This window comes from Microbacterium sp. NPDC087592, from assembly GCF_044743585.1.
GTDB lineage: Bacteria > Actinomycetota > Actinomycetes > Actinomycetales > Microbacteriaceae > Microbacterium.
Genome location: NZ_JBIUWT010000001.1, coordinates 1,371,317 through 1,388,537, shown reverse-complemented (window position 1 = coordinate 1,388,537; position 17,221 = coordinate 1,371,317). Strand labels below are relative to the sequence as shown.

18 protein-coding genes are annotated in these 17,221 nt (G+C 66.7%); 13 read left to right on the top strand and 5 right to left on the bottom strand.

What is annotated here, in order from left to right:
- The first annotated feature begins 7 nt into the window (after positions 1-7).
- Positions 8-757 carry a sugar isomerase domain-containing protein gene (locus ACIOTO_RS06555; RefSeq protein WP_400857129.1) on the top strand — a complete coding sequence of 250 codons (750 nt, stop codon included), beginning with the start codon at positions 8-10 and terminating at the stop codon, positions 755-757.
- A gap of 62 nt (positions 758-819) precedes the next feature.
- Here ACIOTO_RS06555 and ACIOTO_RS06550 read toward each other — a convergent pair whose 3' ends face one another.
- The 3 genes from ACIOTO_RS06550 to ACIOTO_RS06540 all read right to left on the bottom strand — a co-directional run bounded on the left by ACIOTO_RS06550 (position 820) and on the right by ACIOTO_RS06540 (position 3,567).
- Positions 820-2,178: an MFS transporter gene (locus ACIOTO_RS06550; RefSeq protein WP_400857128.1), complete on the bottom strand. Its 1,359-nt coding sequence runs from the start codon at positions 2,176-2,178 to the stop codon at positions 820-822.
- Positions 2,179-2,236: 58 nt separating this feature from the next.
- Positions 2,237-2,806, bottom strand: a complete 570-nt coding sequence (locus ACIOTO_RS06545; RefSeq protein ID WP_400857127.1) for a TetR/AcrR family transcriptional regulator — start codon at positions 2,804-2,806, stop codon at positions 2,237-2,239.
- Positions 2,807-2,874: 68 nt separating this feature from the next.
- Positions 2,875-3,567: an SDR family NAD(P)-dependent oxidoreductase gene (locus ACIOTO_RS06540; RefSeq protein ID WP_400857126.1), complete on the bottom strand. Its 693-nt coding sequence runs from the start codon at positions 3,565-3,567 to the stop codon at positions 2,875-2,877.
- Between the two features lie 117 nt (positions 3,568-3,684).
- On the opposite strand from ACIOTO_RS06540, the gene ACIOTO_RS06535 reads away from it, so the two are divergent.
- Together ACIOTO_RS06535 and ACIOTO_RS06530 are read left to right on the top strand one after the other, a co-directional pair.
- A complete protein-coding gene (locus tag ACIOTO_RS06535) occupies positions 3,685-4,515 on the top strand; it encodes a helix-turn-helix transcriptional regulator (protein ID WP_400857125.1) in 831 nt (276 codons plus the stop codon).
- Between the two features lie 63 nt (positions 4,516-4,578).
- Positions 4,579-4,716 carry a hypothetical protein gene (locus ACIOTO_RS06530; RefSeq protein WP_400857124.1) on the top strand — a complete coding sequence of 46 codons (138 nt, stop codon included), beginning with the start codon at positions 4,579-4,581 and terminating at the stop codon, positions 4,714-4,716.
- A 144-nt stretch (positions 4,717-4,860) separates the two neighbouring features.
- Here ACIOTO_RS06530 and ACIOTO_RS06525 read toward each other — a convergent pair whose 3' ends face one another.
- Positions 4,861-5,205, bottom strand: coding sequence for a hypothetical protein (locus ACIOTO_RS06525; RefSeq protein WP_400857123.1), 345 nt, complete (start codon positions 5,203-5,205; stop codon positions 4,861-4,863).
- A gap of 351 nt (positions 5,206-5,556) precedes the next feature.
- Between ACIOTO_RS06525 and ACIOTO_RS06520 the strand changes: the two genes are divergently transcribed.
- The 10 genes from ACIOTO_RS06520 to ACIOTO_RS06475 all read left to right on the top strand — a co-directional run bounded on the left by ACIOTO_RS06520 (position 5,557) and on the right by ACIOTO_RS06475 (position 15,458).
- Entirely contained in the window at positions 5,557-6,558 is a 1,002-nt protein-coding gene (locus tag ACIOTO_RS06520) for a helix-turn-helix domain-containing protein (RefSeq protein ID WP_400857122.1), read from the top strand.
- A gap of 57 nt (positions 6,559-6,615) precedes the next feature.
- On the top strand, positions 6,616-8,151 hold the full coding sequence (locus ACIOTO_RS06515; protein ID WP_400857121.1) for a hypothetical protein: 1,536 nt from the start codon (positions 6,616-6,618) through the stop codon (positions 8,149-8,151).
- Between the two features lie 8 nt (positions 8,152-8,159).
- On the top strand, positions 8,160-9,119 hold the full coding sequence (locus ACIOTO_RS06510; RefSeq protein ID WP_400857120.1) for a MauE/DoxX family redox-associated membrane protein: 960 nt from the start codon (positions 8,160-8,162) through the stop codon (positions 9,117-9,119).
- A gap of 50 nt (positions 9,120-9,169) precedes the next feature.
- Positions 9,170-9,466, top strand: a complete 297-nt coding sequence (locus ACIOTO_RS06505; protein WP_400857119.1) for a hypothetical protein — start codon at positions 9,170-9,172, stop codon at positions 9,464-9,466.
- Between the two features lie 196 nt (positions 9,467-9,662).
- On the top strand, positions 9,663-10,373 hold the full coding sequence (locus tag ACIOTO_RS06500; protein WP_400857118.1) for a helix-turn-helix domain-containing protein: 711 nt from the start codon (positions 9,663-9,665) through the stop codon (positions 10,371-10,373).
- Positions 10,374-10,474: 101 nt separating this feature from the next.
- Positions 10,475-10,747: a hypothetical protein gene (locus tag ACIOTO_RS06495; RefSeq protein WP_400857116.1), complete on the top strand. Its 273-nt coding sequence runs from the start codon at positions 10,475-10,477 to the stop codon at positions 10,745-10,747.
- 118 nt (positions 10,748-10,865) lie between these two features.
- Positions 10,866-11,030, top strand: a complete 165-nt coding sequence (locus ACIOTO_RS06490) for a hypothetical protein (protein WP_400857114.1) — start codon at positions 10,866-10,868, stop codon at positions 11,028-11,030.
- A 658-nt stretch (positions 11,031-11,688) separates the two neighbouring features.
- A complete protein-coding gene (locus tag ACIOTO_RS06485; protein ID WP_400857113.1) occupies positions 11,689-12,033 on the top strand; it encodes a hypothetical protein in 345 nt (114 codons plus the stop codon).
- A gap of 149 nt (positions 12,034-12,182) precedes the next feature.
- On the top strand, positions 12,183-13,721 hold the full coding sequence (locus ACIOTO_RS06480; RefSeq protein ID WP_400857112.1) for a LuxR C-terminal-related transcriptional regulator: 1,539 nt from the start codon (positions 12,183-12,185) through the stop codon (positions 13,719-13,721).
- Positions 13,722-13,943: 222 nt separating this feature from the next.
- The gene (locus ACIOTO_RS06475) at positions 13,944-15,458 is read left to right on the top strand and encodes a LuxR C-terminal-related transcriptional regulator (protein ID WP_400857111.1); all 1,515 of its coding nucleotides are present in this window, start codon (positions 13,944-13,946) and stop codon (positions 15,456-15,458) included.
- Positions 15,459-15,708: 250 nt separating this feature from the next.
- On the opposite strand, the gene ACIOTO_RS06470 is transcribed toward ACIOTO_RS06475, so the two are convergent.
- The gene (locus ACIOTO_RS06470) at positions 15,709-16,974 is read right to left on the bottom strand and encodes a hypothetical protein (RefSeq protein ID WP_400857110.1); all 1,266 of its coding nucleotides are present in this window, start codon (positions 16,972-16,974) and stop codon (positions 15,709-15,711) included.
- Positions 16,975-17,221: the final 247 nt, after the last annotated feature.

Here is a 17,221-nt window from a genome sequence, read left to right as displayed (position 1 = left end):
GGGCATGATGACCGAACTCGACTATCCCAGGATGGCGCTCGACCACATCGGTCGGGTACTGGAGACGCAGCAGGAGGCGATCGCCCAGGCGACCGTTCTGCTCACCGACGCGATCGGCCGCGGTGGCATCGTCCAGGCTTTCGGTACGGGACATTCCCGCGCCGTCACGCTCGAGCTCGCCGGTCGCGCCGGGGGGCTGGCCGCGGTGGGGATGATGGCGGTCAAGGACCTCGTGCTGTTCGGCGACGTCGCCGCCGACGACATCCTCGATCCCAAGTACGAACGCACTCCCGGTCTCGCGGCACAGATCTATGAGCTCGCGGCGCCGCAGCCCGAGGACGCGTTCGTCATCGTGTCGAACTCGGGGATCAACGCCGCGATCGTCGAGATGGCGGCGCTCGCTCGCTCGCACGGGCATCCGATCGTGGCGATCACCTCCCGCATCCACAACGCCAGCGTCGCCACGAGGGACGACTCGGGTCTCAACCTCGCCGACCAGGCGGATGTCGTCATCGACAACTGCGCTCCCGCGGGCGATGCCACGATCGATCTCGGCGACGGAGTGCGCATCGGTGCGGTGTCGAATCTCACCGGCATCCTCATCGCGCAGATGCTCGCCGAAGGGATCACCCGGGAGCTGAAGCGGAACACCGGCGCCGCGCCGGTGTTCATCTCGGCGAACCTGCCCGAGGGGGACGCCCACAACGCTGCGCTGTACACCGCCTACGGTTCGCGGGTGCGGCCGATCGAGCCCTGAGCGGGCGATCGGCCGGGAGAAGAGAAGGCGGTGGTACGAGGAGGGCGGAACCGGCACGCCTGCTAGCGCTTCCCTGGACGGACCAGCGTTGCGGTGGCGATGAAGCCGAGCAGGGCCAGACCGCCGATCGTGGCGAACGCTGCGGTGAAGCCCGGGAGGGATTCGCCGGCTGCCGTCCCCGCGAAATGCACGGCTGTGACGAGTGCGACGGCGACGGCGCTTCCGAGGTTCTGGGTGGTCTGGAGGAGGCCGGAAGCGGAGCCGATGGTCTCCGGGGGGACATCGTGCAGCACCGTCGAGGTGATCGGCATGAAGCACAATCCGGCGGCGACGCCGTTGAGGAGCATCGTGACGAGGATGACGACGAGGTCGGTCGTGTCGGTGAAGAGGGCGAAAAGGGCGTAGCTCGTCGCGAGTCCCGCCGTGCCGATCAGGAGGGGGATCGCCGCGCCGAATCGCATCACGATGCGAGGGATGACTCGGGACATGCCGAAGATGCCGAGGGTCATGGGGAGGAACGCCACGCCCGCCAGGGTCGGCGAGTAGCCCAGGTCGTCTTGGAGGTACTGCACTGACATGAACATGAGCGAGGACTGACCGCCCAGCACGAGGGCGCCTGTCACCAGTGCCCCTACGCGTCGCCGGTCCCGGAGGAGCTCGAGGCGGATCAGCGGAGCGGCCGCACGTCGTTCCGCGAGCACCAGAAGGGCGATCAGAGCCGCCGTCGCCACCAGGCCGACGGCGGTGGCGAGCGGGGTGCGGCCGGGCTCGGATGCGCCGCTCATCGTGATCACGAGCACCGACGCCATGGCGGCGGCGAGAACGGCACCCCAGAGATCGAACCGTCCCGGGTTGCGTGTGGTGTCGGAGAGGTTCCGGCGAGCGAACAACAGCACGAGGATCCCCAAAGGCACGTTGATCAGCAGCGTCCAGCGCCATGACACCGTCTGCGTCAGGATCCCGCCGAGCAGCAAGCCGGTCGCGCCACCCGCCACGCCGATCGCGGAGAACCAGGCGAGCGCCCTCCGTCTCGATGTCTCATCGGGAGAGTTCGTCACCAGCAGGGCGAGAGCCCCGGGAACCGCCAGTGCTGCGCCGGCGCCCTGCACCGCTCGGGCGGTGATGAGCCAGGTGGGATCGAGAGCGAGTCCGCCGACCAGCGATGCCGCGGAGAAGATCCCGATCCCCACCTGGAAGACCGTGAGCTTGCCGTACGCGTCTCCCAGACGGGCGCCGGTGAGCAACAGGCCCCCGAAGGCGAGAACGTATGCCGTGACCACCCATTGCAGGGCGGTGGGCGGAAAACCGAGCGATGAACCGAGCTCGGGCAATGCCACGGTGACGATCGTGGAGTCCAGCACCAGCATGAACTGGGCCGTCAGCAGCAGGGCGATACCGAAGGTGGGGTGCGAAGGTCGCATGACAACCAATCTCTAAACGGACACATGTCCGTTTAGAGATTAGCGGATGGGTGTCCGGTTAAGAAATGCGAAGGCCCTTCACCACGACGTCGATGAGTCGAGGCGCCGTGGCCTCGGTTTCCGGTGTGGGAGGGAGACGCCAGAGAAACCCCACGAGGTGGAGGATGTCGGTCCCCTGGATGTCGGTCCGCATCCATCCCGACGCCTGGCACGCCTCCACCAACAGGGATGCCGCTCGGGTGACGGGCCCCTCGTGCTCGGCAGCGAGCGTGCTGCGACTCTCGGCATCCAGCACAGACGCCAACCCGTGTTTCAGACGCCCGTACTCACCGAGCAGGTGCAGCCACGCGCGAAGAGCGTCCGCGGGGGCCTGCGTCGCGAGGAGCGTCGTCGCACGCTCGACGAGGTCATCGACGTCGTTGCGGTGGACGGCGAGGATCAGGTCTTCCCTCGTCGGAAAGTGGCGGTACAGCGTGCCCTGTCCGACGCCCGCCTCTTTCGCGACGGCCTGCAGTGAAAGCGGCGATGCCGACTGCAGCGCGTGGCGCGCCGCGTCGAGGATCTTCGCCCGGTTGGCCCGTGCGTCGGATCTGCCCGACCTCGACGATCCTTCTGCTTCCGCTTTCATCGTGCTCCTCCGTCGCCTCGACCACTCTAAACGGACGAGCGTCCGCCAGGAGCGACTGCGCGGGGCGATCAGTACACGATGATGCCGTCGCGGTCGAAGAATCGTCCCGTCGGTCCATCGGATCGGACAGCGGCCATCGCGACGATCGCGTCGGTGCCTTCGGTCACCGTCTGCGTCCCGGTGTGGCCGTTGAGGTCGGTCGCCGTGTACCCGGGGTCGACGGCATTGACGCGCATCTCCGGGAGGTTCTTCGCGTACTGCACGGTCAGGGCGATCACCGCGGCTTTCGCAGCGACGTACGGCACCGTCATCACGTGGCCCTCGGCACGGGAATCGTCCACGAGGTACCGCGGAAATCCCAGCCCACTCGCGACGTTCACGATCACGGGGTCCTCCGACTCGTGCAGCAAGGGCAGCGCCGCTTGCGAGACGCGTACGATCCCGGTGACGTTGGTGGCGAAGACTCGGTCGTTCTCTGCGGGGGTCAGGTCGGCGACGGACGCTGTCGAACCCCCGATGCCGGCGTTGTTGATCAGGACATCCAGTGATGTCAACTGCGCGATCGCCGACGTCACGGAGGCGTCGTCGGTGACATCGAGCTGCACGGGGATCGCGCCGGCTTCACGAGCTGCGTCGCCGGCAGCGAGTTCGCGCATGCCTGCGTAGACGGTGAAGCCCTCTGCGATGAGACGTCGGGTCGCCTCGAGGCCGAGACCCTTGTTGGCTCCGGTGATGAGGACAGTACGAGTGGTGGTGGTCATGTTCCGAGTGTTGCTCGGCAGTGCCGCCTCGCCCAGGTACCGCTCGTCGGTAGGACTGCGGGTACCACCCTTCGAGGCGGTGCGCGACGCATACTGAGGGGATGGGCCAGGCGACGGATGAGTGAGTTCGCGACGGTTTTGCGCGCCTGGCGCGACCGTGTGACGCCCGAGCAGGTCGGCATGCCGGCGGGTGCCGGCCGACGAACGAGCGGGCTTCGACGCGAAGAGCTCGCTGCCCTTGCAGGGGTGAGCGTGGACTACATCGTCAGGCTCGAGCAAGGCAGGGCGGTGAACCCCTCCTCACAGACTCTCGCCGCGTTGGCCCGGGCGCTCCGGTTGAGCGACGAGGAGCGGGACCATCTGTTTCGCGCGGCCGGTGCGGCTGCTCCCTCGGCTCGGGTCGCATCCACCCACGTGTCGCCCGGAGTGCAGCGGATGGTCGATCGACTCGGTAACTTCCCGGTCTCCGTGCACACGGCCGCGTGGGACATCATCCTGTGGAACCGGCTGTGGGCGGCGCTGTTCGGCGACCCCACAAAACTCGCCCGCGATGAGCGCAACGTCGCCTGGCGCTACTTCATGCACGGGCCCGGCAACGTCGAGTTCGATGATCACCACCACGCGGCGTTCGCCGACGACCTCACGGCAGACCTCCGCCGAGCGGGGGTCCTCTACCCAGAGGACCCCCGCATCGCCGGGCTGATCCGGCGACTTCGCCGCGAATCGACGGCGTTCGAACAGGCGTGGCGGGCCACGTCCATCGCATCCCATGCGTCGAGCCGGAAGACCGTGCACTCCGCCGTCGGGTCGATCGAACTGGATTGCGATGTCTTGACCATCCCGGGCTCTGACCTGCGGATCGTCGCTTACACGGCGCCGCAGGGCTCGGAGGCCGCCTCCATGCTGGACCTGCTCCGCGTCACCGGCATGCAGCAGATCAGCCTCTGATTCTGTGGGAGGTGGTGGGCCCGGAGTGCACGCGTGGCGACCCCGAAAAGCCGCCGATCCCCGATGAGTCCCCGCCCTCACAACATCGACTTCTCCGCATCCACGCAGACCGGCGTGAGGCTGCAGGACGCAGCCGGTCGGGAACGCCGCAAGCTCGGCGTCACCCGTCGTCGCGAGTTGTTCGAGGTACCCAACGGCTGAGTGCTCGGTCAGCCTCAGGCTGACGAGTTCGCCTCAAGCGGCGATGTGGCACAAAGCCGCGCTGTACACCGCCTACGGTTCTCGGGTGCGGCCGATCGAGCCCTGACCCGGGAGGTCTCGTCGTCGGGCGGCGTCCGGGGAGCGTCAGGCGACCGGCGTCAGCACGGCAGGCCGCCGTGACGCCACTGCCGACTGCGCCGCGTGCGAGCGTGCGCAGACTGCCACGTGGAACGCCGCAGACAGCGTCAACGTCAGCGGCAGCGCGACGATCGCCACCGCCGGGAGCACCCAGCTCCCGGCAAAGGCGAAGGTGGCGGTGAAGCTGAACATCACGCTGACGAGCCAGCCGCCGGTGGCCACGGCGCCACGGGACGGGTTGCCGGTGATGGCGAACGCGACGCCGGCGATGACCCCGAAGGTAAGCGCGAGGACGGTTCCGGCGATGCCGAGGAACGTGAACACGTGAGTGAGATCGAGCCACAGCGCCATGAGGTCTCCCGAATCGGATGAGGGGGTGGGCCCGGAGTGAACGCGTGGCTCCGGGCCCCGGTGGCTGGGGAGCAGCCACCGTCGAAGGCGAGGTACGCCTTCACTCGATGAGATGGGAACACCCGGGTGTCATTACGCGGTATCGGGTTGTTTTCGGGCGGGAGGGTGATTTTGGAGCGGTGAACGGGTGATATCGGTTTCGATCCGTGCGCCGATCCGTAGCTTCGGCGTGGGGATCTCGCCGACGTAGCCTCCGGCGCATGATCCGGAGCCGGCGACCCCGGAAAGCTGCCGATCCCGATGAGTCCCCGCCGTCACAACATCGACTTCTCCGCATCCACGCAGACCGGTGTGAGGCTGCAGGATGGGGCCGGTCGGGAATGGTTTGCCCGACGGGGACAACAGGTACACACCCACGGGTCGTTCCGGGTCATCGCCGACAGCACCAGCGGTGGAGGGCTCGCGCTTTCCCGTATCTGGCACGATCCGGCGAGCATCCAGCGCGATCCCGTCGACGGCGTCGGCCTCACCGTTCTCGTCCAGATCGACGGGACCGCGATCCTCCGGATGACGGACAGCGACACGACCATCACCCTGAAACCCGGGAGCGCCGTACTCATCCCGGACGGTGCGTCCTACGTGCTGACCGCGGAGGCGCCGGTCGCCCGGATCGAGGTCGGGCTTCGCCACTCGATCGGACTGGTCAGCGACAACCAACCGATCAGTTGGGACGAAAGCCCGTACACGCGCGTGCTGATCGCCGCGGTCAACGCCGCGCTGTCTCCGCCTGTCGTTGATCCCGCCAGCGCGGGATACGCACATCTCAAAGCCGCCATCCGTGTGCTTCTCTTCGCCAGCAGCGCCGGAGCGCCGGTGTCGGCCTCCGCGAACCTGCAGGGGAGTGCCGCGGTGCTCTACCAACGTGCGCAGGCCGTGATCGAGCGCGATGCCATCAAACCGGAGTTCCGTGTCGCCGACCTCGCCGCCGAACTGCGCGTGTCCGAGGTCTACCTGCGCCGGGTGTTCTCCCGCGCGGGCACCACACCGCTGAAAGCGATCCGCGACGCCCGCGTCCGAAACGCACGCCTCCATCTGCACACCCGGCCCACCCCGTCACGGGCGGAGCTGCAGAGAATCGCGCGAGCATCCGGGTTCTCCAGCGTGCGGCACATGAGGGAAAGCCTCGCCGCTACCCCTGATCCGCTATTGGACCCGGCGGAAGCAATCGACAAGGCCGTGAGCGACAACACCGCGTCAAGCATCCCTTCGCCCGAAGCAACGGAAACCGAAACGGGCACGGTGCACGAACCGCTCCAATATCGTCTCTCGGCTACGTCCGGAGGAAATCCGTAGCCATCATCGGAGACAAACTCGGCCGCTCTGCACGCCGAGACGACCGGAGGAAAACCTATGACTGATGAAGTGATGAAACGCGTCCCCGAGAACGCGCCCGACTGGACCCTGCCCGAAGACATCGAGGTCGAAGGGGCGAAGGCGAAGGGGCTTCCCCGACGCACGGTCCTGGTCGGTGCCGCCTGGTCCGTGCCCGTGATCAGCGCCGCTATCGCCACCCCACTCGCGGCCGCATCCGTCGACGAGCTGGAACTCACGTTCGTGGATGGCCCCTATCAGGCGATCGCGTGTGGTCCTCTCGACGACATCGTCGTCCGAGCCACCCGCGGCGGAGCGCCGGCACCTGGTGAGCCGATCACCGTCACCCTGCCCGCAGGTCTGACCTGGTCCGACGGCACGACCACCCCGCGCACTCTGGTCAGCGACGCCAACGGCGAGGTCGTGCTGTCTGGCGTCCTCGCCGGGAACGCGAACGGCAACTATGCCCTCGGCGCAACCTCCGGTGCGGCGACCGCAGCGTCGACCGCTGAGGTGCAGGGCGCCGACCGCGGTGTGATCTCGCACTTTGGTGGGCTCTTCCTGCCCCAGCTGCCTGCGGGCGTTCTCATCGAGGATGTGCAGACGAACACCAACGCGAACGGAAGCATGCAGGCATTGGTGCGAGGCTCGGACGGTCACGTCTACATTTCGCAGCTCCCCGCCGGGTCCACGACCTGGCCCGCGTGGACCCGAAGCTCGTCCCCGCTGGCGGGCTCTATCGAGCATCTCGCCGTGTCCAAGAACGGTGCCACGAACGTCGCCGCCACGACCACCACGGTCAGTCTCATGGGGGCCGGATCGGGCTCCACGCCACTGCCCGGTGGGGTAACAATTGTCGAAGTCGAGAGTTACACCAACGCCGCTGGAGGGGCGGTCGCTGTGGTTCTCGGGTCAGACGGTCGCGCCTACACCAACACCTTCGCGAACGGGGCGTGGTCAGGGTGGGCGGCGGCAGCGTCCATCACGGGCGGGAAGCATGTCGCCGTCTCTGAATCGAACCCTGGTTCGGTCGTTGCCAGCGACACGACTGTAAGCCAAATCGGCGTCGGCGCGAACCAGTCGCCGGTCCTGCCCAACGGGGCAACGATCGTCGAGATCACGTCCAACCTGAACGCCGCGGGACAGATGACCGTATCCGTCCTCGGGTCCGACGGGCGCGCCTACACGAACGCCCGGACTGCGTCGGGTTGGGGGGCATGGACCGCCAGCCCTTCATCGATCAACGGTTCCATCACCCACCTGGCCATGTCGCACACGGGGCAAAACACGTTCATCGCGACCGACACCCGTGTGGGCTTGTATGGAAACGCTGGCGGACTCACGCCTCCGCTGCCCAACGGAGCAACCATTGTCGACCTCCAGGGAACGACGAACTTTGAGGGCGTTCCGCAAGCTGTCGTTCTCGGCTCTGATGGCCGCGCGTACGTCTCGGAGATGCGAAACGGCGCATGGACCGCGTGGAGGCCCTCCCGTGTTGGGCAGGGAAATCTTGAGCACCTCGCGGTGTCGGAGGGCCAGGGTTGGACTCTGGTCGCAGGTAACCCGCTCTGCTGATCCCCGACATGCCCGTGTCCACTGGTGTGCTTCCGGTAGTGGTTGCGGTGGTGTTGCTGGTCGCGGGCGTCGCGAAGATCCGTCATCGTGCAGATACTCGCGGCGCCCTCGGCCGGTTCGGCTTCCCGCCGGCCGTCATCCCCGCGATCGCTCTCGTGTTGCCGTGGGGAGAGATCGCAGTGGCGGCACTGCTGCTACTGGGTGGCCCGCTGCTGTTCGCTCTGGGCGCGGCCGGTGCGCTGGTCCTCACGGGCGGGTTCTTCTTTGTGGTGGCGCGTGCGGCCAGGAAGGGCGAGACGTTCGAGTGCGGATGCTTCGGCACGTGGGAGCGCAGCCGGATCGGCCCGCTCCTCGTGATCCGCAACGGAGCCCTCCTCGCCGCCGCGATTGCCACCGCGGCCCTGGCCATCGCCGGCCTCCCCGGAGTGCCCGCCCTGCTCGGGACGGCGACGGGCGCCGACGCGCAGTGGGCCGTGATGCTGGCCGCAGCGATGGGCCTGACCGCCCTGTTCGCGGCTGCCGGTGCTTCCGCACGATCCGCACCCACGTCCCTCGCTGAGCTACCCACTCAACCCGATGCGCAGGACGCGACCGCCACGGAGGTGGTGACGGCCTCCGGTGCCGTCACGCGATTGCGCGATCTGGCGTTGCAGCATCCACAGGTCATCGTTTTCGTCCGCCACGGCTGCGGGTCGTGCGAAGACCTTCTCCGCGATGTCGAGAGCGACCGGGCGGGGACGGTGGATGTTCTCTTCGCCGTATCCGGTGACCGGACCATGTTCGAAACCGCACACCCGGGCTTGGCCTCTCGGGCGTTGTATGCGGTGCAGGCCGCCCGTTCCGCTCTCGGCGTGTCCAAGACCCCCGCGGCCGTGGTCATCGGCCTCAACGGCACCATTGCTGCCGGACCGGTCTCTGGTGCAGCAGCGGTGCGCGAGCTCCTCGTGCGGACCGCGCAAACCGCGTGATCGCAGCATCTCGACTCGATCCGAAACTGCAGCGGACGGGGAACGCTCCAATGTCGCCGCCCGGCTTCTCGATGCTGCTCGGGCGCGGTGATTATGAAAACGAGCGCAGTCCGATGGGAGGGCAGACGATGACGGACCAGGTTCCGAGGCGGGGGTCGTATGTCGCACCTTCGCCTGAGTTGAGCCGGGCGGAGCGACGTCGTCAGCGTCGCCGCAAGCGAAAGATGGAGGGGTACTACCGGCCAGAGCATCCGGTGGTGACCTGGCTGAAGAGAATCGGCCTGACCCTGTTCATCATTGCTGGTACCGCTCTGATGATCTACGCGCTCTTCTTCTACAAACCATGACGCGGGGCCTCGACTTCACCGACGACCATGCCGATCTCGTCCGGGCGGACGTGTGAGCGTCGCCCTCGCGGAAGCCCCCACGCTGGCCCACCTGGGTATCCGATGGGGCGAGCGGGTGGCGGTCCGAGCACGGTCGCGGGAGATGCGCGGCTCCGTGGCGTTTTCGATGGAGAGCGCTTCTTCCGCGGATCTCGTCGTGGACACCCGGTCGTCGTATCCGGAGCATGCCGCGTTCCTCTTCATCACCACGGAGGGTGAGCGTCGGTCGGCCGCCGAGCGGAGCTATGTCCTCCAAGCCCCGCATGGGGCCGTCACTCGTCTGCGGTACCGGAGTCGATGGGCGGCGACGGGGGCCCTCATTCACCGTCTACCGCTGGAGAGTTTCATCCCGCATGTTCCTGAGGGCGCCGTCGTCTACAGCGACCCGCGCCGCCTGGAGCGGTCGATGGTGGACCTCATCCGAGGGATCCTGGACACCGCGCCGGCACCGTCGAGCTTCGAGCAGTACGCGTTCGCGCAGTTGCTCACCGAGATGGGTGCGGCGGTGCTGCTTGATCGCCACGGCCTTCCTCCTTCGGACGCTCGCGAGGGCGTGCGGCGCGCAGCGATGGCGTTCATCGCCCACCAGAGCGGCGACCCAGGTCTCGCGCCTCTCGACGTCGCTCGTCATGTGCGCGTCTCGCTGCGGACGCTGCAGGCCGCGTTCTCCGCAGCCGACACCAGCATCGCTGCCGAGATCCGCCGACAGCGGGCACGCTGTGCACACGCGTTGCTGACGGAAGCTCGCTACGCCCCGCTCAGCTTCGATGAGGTGGCCGCGCGTGCCGGGTTCGGTTCGGCGATGACCCTTCGACGGGCTCTTCGTGAAGAGTACGGGGCCACGCCCCGAACGCTGCGTCGCCGCTGAACCCACGTCTACCGATCGCCGCCCTGGCGAGAGCATCCCGAGAAAGAAAGTGCATACCCATGCGATCTCAGCCACATCCCGCACCTGGTGGTCTCCTCCGCGTGTCCCTCGTCGCGAAGGACGACCGCGGCTTCACGCACATCTACGAGGAGGTGGAGACCACACCGGCCGCCGTGCGGGATGCGTTCGACCTGATGGCTCGACACGCGCCTCGAGCCGAATCGTCGGAGGGGCCATCGGCTGATCCGCAGCCCGACTTCGGTGCGGATCACGCGAAAGTGACGTCGATCGAAACCGAAGCGCCCGGTCACCGCTCCAATATCGCCGGATCGGCTGGTTCGCGTAACAGGGCCAGATTCAAGCTGTCTTCGTAAGTGAAGGTCACCCCAACCTTCACCCACCGGTACCCCAGTTTCGCCGGGCCAGGTGTGGAGGAGAGCCCACGCTCTCCTCCACACCTCACCAGACGACCAAGACCCCCAGAAGGAACTCATGGTGCATCGGCTTGATCTCTCCGACCACGAAGCGCCGGAGACCGAGATCGCCACCGTGTCGATCGTTGTTCGCGATGCACGCGGCTTCACCCATCACTACGAAGATTTCACCACGAGCGCGGAGAATGCACAGCGCGCGCTCGGGATCCTCGCCCAAGGGTAGGCGGCAGGCCCATGCGAATCGTCCCTGACTTTGCCGGCAGTTCACGACCTTCGGGGCTGCTCGTGCGTGATAACTGCGACGGAGCCGATCTTCGTCGTCAGAGGCGTCACCACCTCTCTCCCGGTGACGTCGGCGGCCTGGAGGACCAGATGTGCGCGGTGCTCCGGGCCGCACAATACGAAGCCACCGCGACCGCGCGTCCTGCACGGGGCGACGGACGGCGGAGGGGTCGGTCATCGGTGACGCCGTGTTGACGGGGTTCCGGACGGAGCTCCCGCCGGAGGTCGTCGTCGTCGATGGGGCGGCAAACCTCGCGGCGGTGTCCAGCCTTGCTCTGGCCGTGGCGCTGGGGGTGTCGCTCATCGTGGCCGTGCAAGTGGCGAGCAGTGACAGTATGTCTCGCCGCCAGCGGTGGGCGTTCGCAGGGGTGTGGGGCGCAAGCATGCTGGCGACAGCGGTGACGGCCGTCCCTGCCGGTCAGTGGGTCATGCCGATGATTGCTGCACTCGCACTGCCCGCGTGCATTTTCGTGGGGCGCTTGGCGCGCCGGGGGCTTCACGAATGGGTGTTCGGTGCGCAGCCGGGGTCGCGCGATCGGGGCGGGGCGATGACGTGACAGCCGACACCGATGCCACCACAACTCGAGGAAGAAGAACCAATGGCCCTGTGGCTCACACTCACTGACGCATTCGGCTTCCTCGGGTTCGCCGGAGCGACGATCGCCCTGGCCAGCGCACTCGTCGTCGTGATCGCGTTCATCCTCGACTTCGGAGACACTGTCAGGATCGCTATCGGGATCTGGCCTGTTGGTGCGGTGCTGGCCCTGTGCAATGCGGTCACAGGCAGTTGGGTACTGCTCACGGTCGCCCTCATCTCCTTGCCTGTAGCGCTGGCGTTGACCGTGCTCCGAGCCGCAGTCCGGGATCCTTCGCACCAGCGCACGGCAACACCTATCGCGCATCCACGCCCACAGAACTACTGCCGCCACGGGGGTCGAAGCTGAAGGACAACCCCGTTGTGATGATCGAGCGGCGGAGTTACCCTTCCCGGGCCTGGACAGCAACCCGAGTGCGAACCGACGACCGGGGGTGAGGAATGGCAGCGCGTCCCATACGACATGACCACGTCGGGGGAACTTCGACCGACGACAGGATGACGGCGTTGATTCACGCCGTCACGGAGCGGCAGTGGCACACGGCGATCAGCCTCTTAGAAGCCCACTGGCCGTACTACTTCAACGCACACCTCGCTCAACTCCTCGACGTGCTCTCGGCGCTACCACCACACATGATGGCGCAGAATCTACGCCTGCGGGTCGGACGTGACTACCTCGTTCACATGCTGTCCGGGGGGCGCAAGACGCGCGTTTTCCACGAAGTGGCTGCCGACGGCGCGGCACGCACTCCGATGGACCGCTTTGCGGACCTCACCGCACAGTCCGCAGCGCTCCGCAGCGCGGGCAGGTTCGGCGAGGCCGCGGCCCTCGTCGACAAAGCGAACAATTTGCTCGGCCACCTCTCCGGCCAAGAGCTGCGCGAAGTGACGCACGGCCTCCCCGACTTGCAGCACCACTGGGGGCTCACCCGTGAGCTCGCCGGCCAGCACAGCGCCGCGCTCCGCGAGTACACGAGCAGCTTTCACCACGCCGTCGCGACGGGGCACATGGTGATGCAGTCGATGTCGGCAGCCAGCGCCGCGTGGATCCACGCTCTCGCCGGCCGCACGCCGTCCGCGAAAGACTGGCTGTCGCGGATACCGACCCCGGGACCGGAGGACTGCTGGTTGCAAAGCCAGCCCGCCCCCGCGCTGTTCGCGCGCACGCTCCTCGCTGTCGACGCGCTCGACATCGACGCCGCGCAGGAGTGGATCGCGCAGGTCGATATCCAGCAGGCGATCGAAAGGTGGTCCAGCTATAGGTTCCTGCGCGCCGTCGTCGCCCTATACGGGGACGGGGCCCGTGCGGAACTGACGGACCTGGAAGCCTTCGTGGCGGAGGTCCCCGTTCAGCAAGCGACCTCCGGAAGCAATGCGGCGATGCTCGCTCTCGCTCGCCACGCTCTCTACCTCGCGCTCGGCCAATCCGCGACCGCTGAGCGCGCGCTGCACGACGAAGACCTCCGACGCTCCGGGACGATGCTCGCCGACCTCTCGGCCGTGATCGACGCCCGATGGCTCGCACACGCGGGCCAACTCGAAGCGGCGAGGCGCATCGTCGTCCCCTTGATCGCGGAAGCGAATGCGTATCCCCGCGTGCTTATCCCCGCGCTATTCATCGCCGGGATGGGCTACCGCGCCGCAGGCGACAAATCCACCGGCAACCGATACATCCTCGACGCGCTGCACCTGGTTCCCGCACATGGCCCCTTCCACAGCATCGTCGCCGACAAGCGCCGTCTCTTCGAAGAGATGGTCGCGGAAGGCGTGCTCGACGCGAGCATCCTCGAACGCGTACCCGCTACCCGGATGCCGAAGACCGTCAACCCCTTCGCCGCCCTGACCTCCCGAGAACACGAAACGCTGCTCCACGCCGTGAGCGGTCGGGCTGTCGCGCAGATCGCTGAGCGGATGTTCGTCAGCCCCAACACGGTGAAGTCTCACCTGCGCAGCGTCTACCGCAAGCTCGGCGTCACGAGCCGGGACGAACTCGTCGACCTCGCACAGCAGCACGGCTTCCGCACGGACCCAAGATGACTGCCTCGCAGCGGGATCCCTAGGATTGGAAAACGTCGGATCGGCGCCGCCGCGCGATAAGCGGTTGGTCAGATCACTTACCCGAGTGATCCGAGATCCAGGCAGACGTTGCGCCCTTTCGGGTCCTGGGCCTGCAGGAGCCTCTGGGCTCGAGCGTCACGTGTGGGGTGGCGATGTGCCGCGTGACGACCACAGGAAGACACAGTTCAGGAGGGGCAGGTCATGGGCGAGAAGCCGTCGACAACGAGAGAACTCGCCGAGGCATCCGCTGCCGGGAACTGGGACCGCGTGTTCGCGCTCTTCGATCAGTCGTGGAACGAGTTCTTCCACGATCATCCGGTGCTGCTGCTCGAAGTGTTGGAGCAGATGCCCGACGAGGCGATCGACCGCGAGCCGAAGCTGCGACTGGCGAGGGAGTACATCGGCCGCAACGTGCACGGCGACGGGTACTCGACGGCGTATCGCAATTCCGTGGATCTGGCGGGTCCCCTCGACGCGGTCAACCAGTTGGCGATGTGGACCGCGCAGATGGCCGCGGCACGCGAGGTGGGCCGATTCTCTGACGCCACCCGGCTCGTCAACGTCGCCCGGGACTTCCTGGGCGCGCAGCCGATAGAAGCCGATCCGATGCTGTCCGCCGCACTGCCGGAGTTTCATTTTCAGTGGGGTTTGACCCGTGAGCTTGCGGGGGACTTCGATGATGCGCTGACGGATTACAACGATGCGTACGACTGGGCCGTGTCCACCAGGCACCCGATGATCGAGTCCTCCGCGGCGGCCGCGGCGGCCTTCCTGCATGCCCTCCACGGCCGGAACGTACTGGCGCGCACGTGGTTGGCACGATTCCCTCACGTGGCCGGAGACGAATGGTGGAGCACCGCCGCCGCCGTGCCCGCGCAACTGGCTGACGTGATTCTGCACCTCGACGAGCTGGACCGAGAGGGGGCCGCGCGGGTGCTGGACCTCCTCACCCCCGTGCGGGCGGGGGAGAGGTGGGCGGCATACTTCCTCCTTCGCGCGGTCACCGAGACCCGGATGCAGCGGATACGGGCCGTGACGAGCGAACTGGACTCACACCTGGAGACGATCCCCGTCCCTCGGCGGGACGGAGGCGCGACCGATGAGTACCGGGCGCTGACACGGCTCATCCTCGACGTCGCGCTCCAGCGCCCAGCAACGCAGGAGACGGGGTTCGTCGACGATCGACCCACCGCAAAAGCCTCGCTGCTGCGGCAGTACGGCGCACTGCTTCGCGCGTTGCGTGCCCACGCGGCCGGCAAGTCGAAGGACGCACGGCTTCTCGCGGCCCCTTTGCTAACTGTCAGCGGTGCGCGGCCCCGCGTGCTGATCGGTGCGCTCCTCGCGACCAGCGGCGAAGACGGCCCGCAGCGGGAAGAAGCCATCGAGCTCGCCGTCACGCAGTCGAGCTTCGGCCTCCTGGCCTTCTCCTCCCCTCACCGCCGAGAGCGAATCGCCGAGCTCCTCGCGCGGCGAGACGCCGCGGCTGCCGCGGCACTGCTCCGCACCATGGCATTCGCCCCCGCCCCGGACGGGGCGTCGTCGCTGTCCCCGCGCGAACTCGAGGTCGCCGAGCGTGCGGCCGCCGGCGAGACCGCGCAGAGCATCGCCACCGCGCTGCACGTAAGCCCCAACACGGTGAAGACCCAACTACGGTCCGTGTACCGCAAACTCGGCGTCACCAATCGTCGCGAGTTGTTCGAGGCTCTCCACCGCTGAGTGTGGCTAGTGAGAGAAGCTGGCGCGAGTTCGAACAGGCCCCACTCGGCCTCCCCGACAGAGTGGGAGCCAGCCCGTACCCGTACGAGCAATGGTCCTCATCCGCCGGGCCGAGCGCGAGGGGCTCCCACTATGCCGGTTCAGGCAGGACTGCGGAAGCCCTCGGGGTCAACCTGCCGCGGACGCGATCTCGTCGCCACTCCACCTCCACCACCATGGGATTCGAGACAGTCATGGCAATAAGACATCTCTACTTTCGATCCGACCTCGTCAGTATTGCCAGCACCGCGTCGGCACCGTGCAGTTGCGGCTTGCGATAGGCGTTTCGGATCCAGCTCACGACCCCTGTCGTTACGGCAGCCGCTGTGCCCACGGCTGCCCCGAACGCAAGACTCTCAGAAGTGGCTGCGGTAGCAGCCGTCGAGATCGTGCCGTACAGAAGCAGTTCAGTCACTGCGCTCTTCGTGGCGCGTTGTTTCTGACCGGAGAGTTCTCTCTCTACGCGTCGGACCTGCGGCTCGAACACGTCCTTTGCGCGTTCCTCTAGTTCTCGAGGTGTTGCTGCCCCTGCCTCGCGGGCGAAGGCGCGTAACTGCGCACGCCAGTCAGCGAAATCAGCAGAGGACGCTCGAATCGCCGCCGCCTCCCGGATCGATACGTCTGTCGCGGGCAGAACAATCGAGGACACCTGAGCAAGTACCTGCGGTGGGTAACCAGCCGTGGGTGTCGCGTTGACCTTGGCTTTCAGGAGCGCAAGATCTCCAGGCCAACTAGGCGCATAGGTGGCCTGCGCAGAATCCGCGATGGCAAGCGTCTTTGCCAGATAGAAAAAGAAGTGCTGAAACTCCCAGGCCCTGTCGGCCGGGTTCAACTGTCCACTGCCGGTGATGTGGAAGCCCCTCAGGTTGTCCCAAAGCGGCAGCCTCGCATCCTCTTCCTGAAGCGAGCGCATCACGGTCTGCATCCTCTCGGAATGGGCATCGAACCGAACCGATGTTTCGAGAGCGGATCGGCGCCTCCTCAAGACCGCCCATTGATTACGCAAGATGATGACACCCGATCGGATGGGGACCTCGAGTTCATACAAGTTCCGACAGATCTCTGACAGACGAGCAGCAACACCGCCCCAGTCGTCTCCAAAGCGCTCTGCGGAGTCGGCGTGAGCCCAAATGGCGCCTCCAGCGCTGATTCGCATCGACTCCCGACCGTTGCGCGAGTACCGAAGATCACGCAGAGACGGCAGAACTGAGGTGTCAGCGAAAAAGTCAGCAAACGGGTCCAGAACGAGGAGTTGCGGGTAATACAAAAGCGCGTCACTCAGTTCCGCTCGAGCTATGGGATCCTCCCAGTACCGAGAGAACATCCCACCCAAGACCTGAGTTCCTTCAGGCGTGGCCCGTTCTGCGTCTGCCTGGCTAAACTCCAGCAGCCGATCCCGCAGATCTTCAAGCTGGACTCGGGTCAACTTGTCCCAGGCCAGTCGGTCGCCGCGTTCGCCCAACGCGTTCTCAATCACGTCGAGAACTGTCGCATGTACGTCCATGCAGTCTCACCGATCGTCGAAGTTTCCTCAGCTCTGCCTCCACTATGGCCCGAGTAAGTCAGAACGTGAGTGTTTGTATCTCTTGATCGGTTGCGAGTCCCCCCGAAAACGATCGTTTACGGCACACCCGGTGAACGGACCGTACGGGGACGGACGGCCCTGAAGGCGCGGAGCCGGCGGCTCAGGTCGTCGATGTCGTCCGAAGACACCTGCGGCGGCG

Coding starts and splice junctions, on each gene's coding strand:
- ACIOTO_RS06545 (WP_400857127.1), bottom strand. CDS start 2,806: ATGAAAGCGGAAGCAGAAGGATCGTCGAGGTCGGGCAGATCCGACGCA.
- ACIOTO_RS06555 (WP_400857129.1), top strand. CDS start 8: ATGACCGAACTCGACTATCCCAGGATGGCGCTCGACCACATCGGTCGG.
- ACIOTO_RS06485 (WP_400857113.1), top strand. CDS start 11,689: ATGGCCCTGTGGCTCACACTCACTGACGCATTCGGCTTCCTCGGGTTC.
- ACIOTO_RS06530 (WP_400857124.1), top strand. CDS start 4,579: ATGAGTCCCCGCCCTCACAACATCGACTTCTCCGCATCCACGCAGACC.
- ACIOTO_RS06475 (WP_400857111.1), top strand. CDS start 13,944: ATGGGCGAGAAGCCGTCGACAACGAGAGAACTCGCCGAGGCATCCGCT.
- ACIOTO_RS06490 (WP_400857114.1), top strand. CDS start 10,866: ATGGTGCATCGGCTTGATCTCTCCGACCACGAAGCGCCGGAGACCGAG.
- ACIOTO_RS06550 (WP_400857128.1), bottom strand. CDS start 2,178: ATGCGACCTTCGCACCCCACCTTCGGTATCGCCCTGCTGCTGACGGCC.
- ACIOTO_RS06515 (WP_400857121.1), top strand. CDS start 6,616: ATGACTGATGAAGTGATGAAACGCGTCCCCGAGAACGCGCCCGACTGG.
- ACIOTO_RS06540 (WP_400857126.1), bottom strand. CDS start 3,567: ATGACCACCACCACTCGTACTGTCCTCATCACCGGAGCCAACAAGGGT.
- ACIOTO_RS06480 (WP_400857112.1), top strand. CDS start 12,183: ATGACGGCGTTGATTCACGCCGTCACGGAGCGGCAGTGGCACACGGCG.
- ACIOTO_RS06510 (WP_400857120.1), top strand. CDS start 8,160: ATGCCCGTGTCCACTGGTGTGCTTCCGGTAGTGGTTGCGGTGGTGTTG.
- ACIOTO_RS06505 (WP_400857119.1), top strand. CDS start 9,170: ATGTCGCCGCCCGGCTTCTCGATGCTGCTCGGGCGCGGTGATTATGAA.
- ACIOTO_RS06535 (WP_400857125.1), top strand. CDS start 3,685: ATGAGTGAGTTCGCGACGGTTTTGCGCGCCTGGCGCGACCGTGTGACG.
- ACIOTO_RS06525 (WP_400857123.1), bottom strand. CDS start 5,205: ATGGCGCTGTGGCTCGATCTCACTCACGTGTTCACGTTCCTCGGCATC.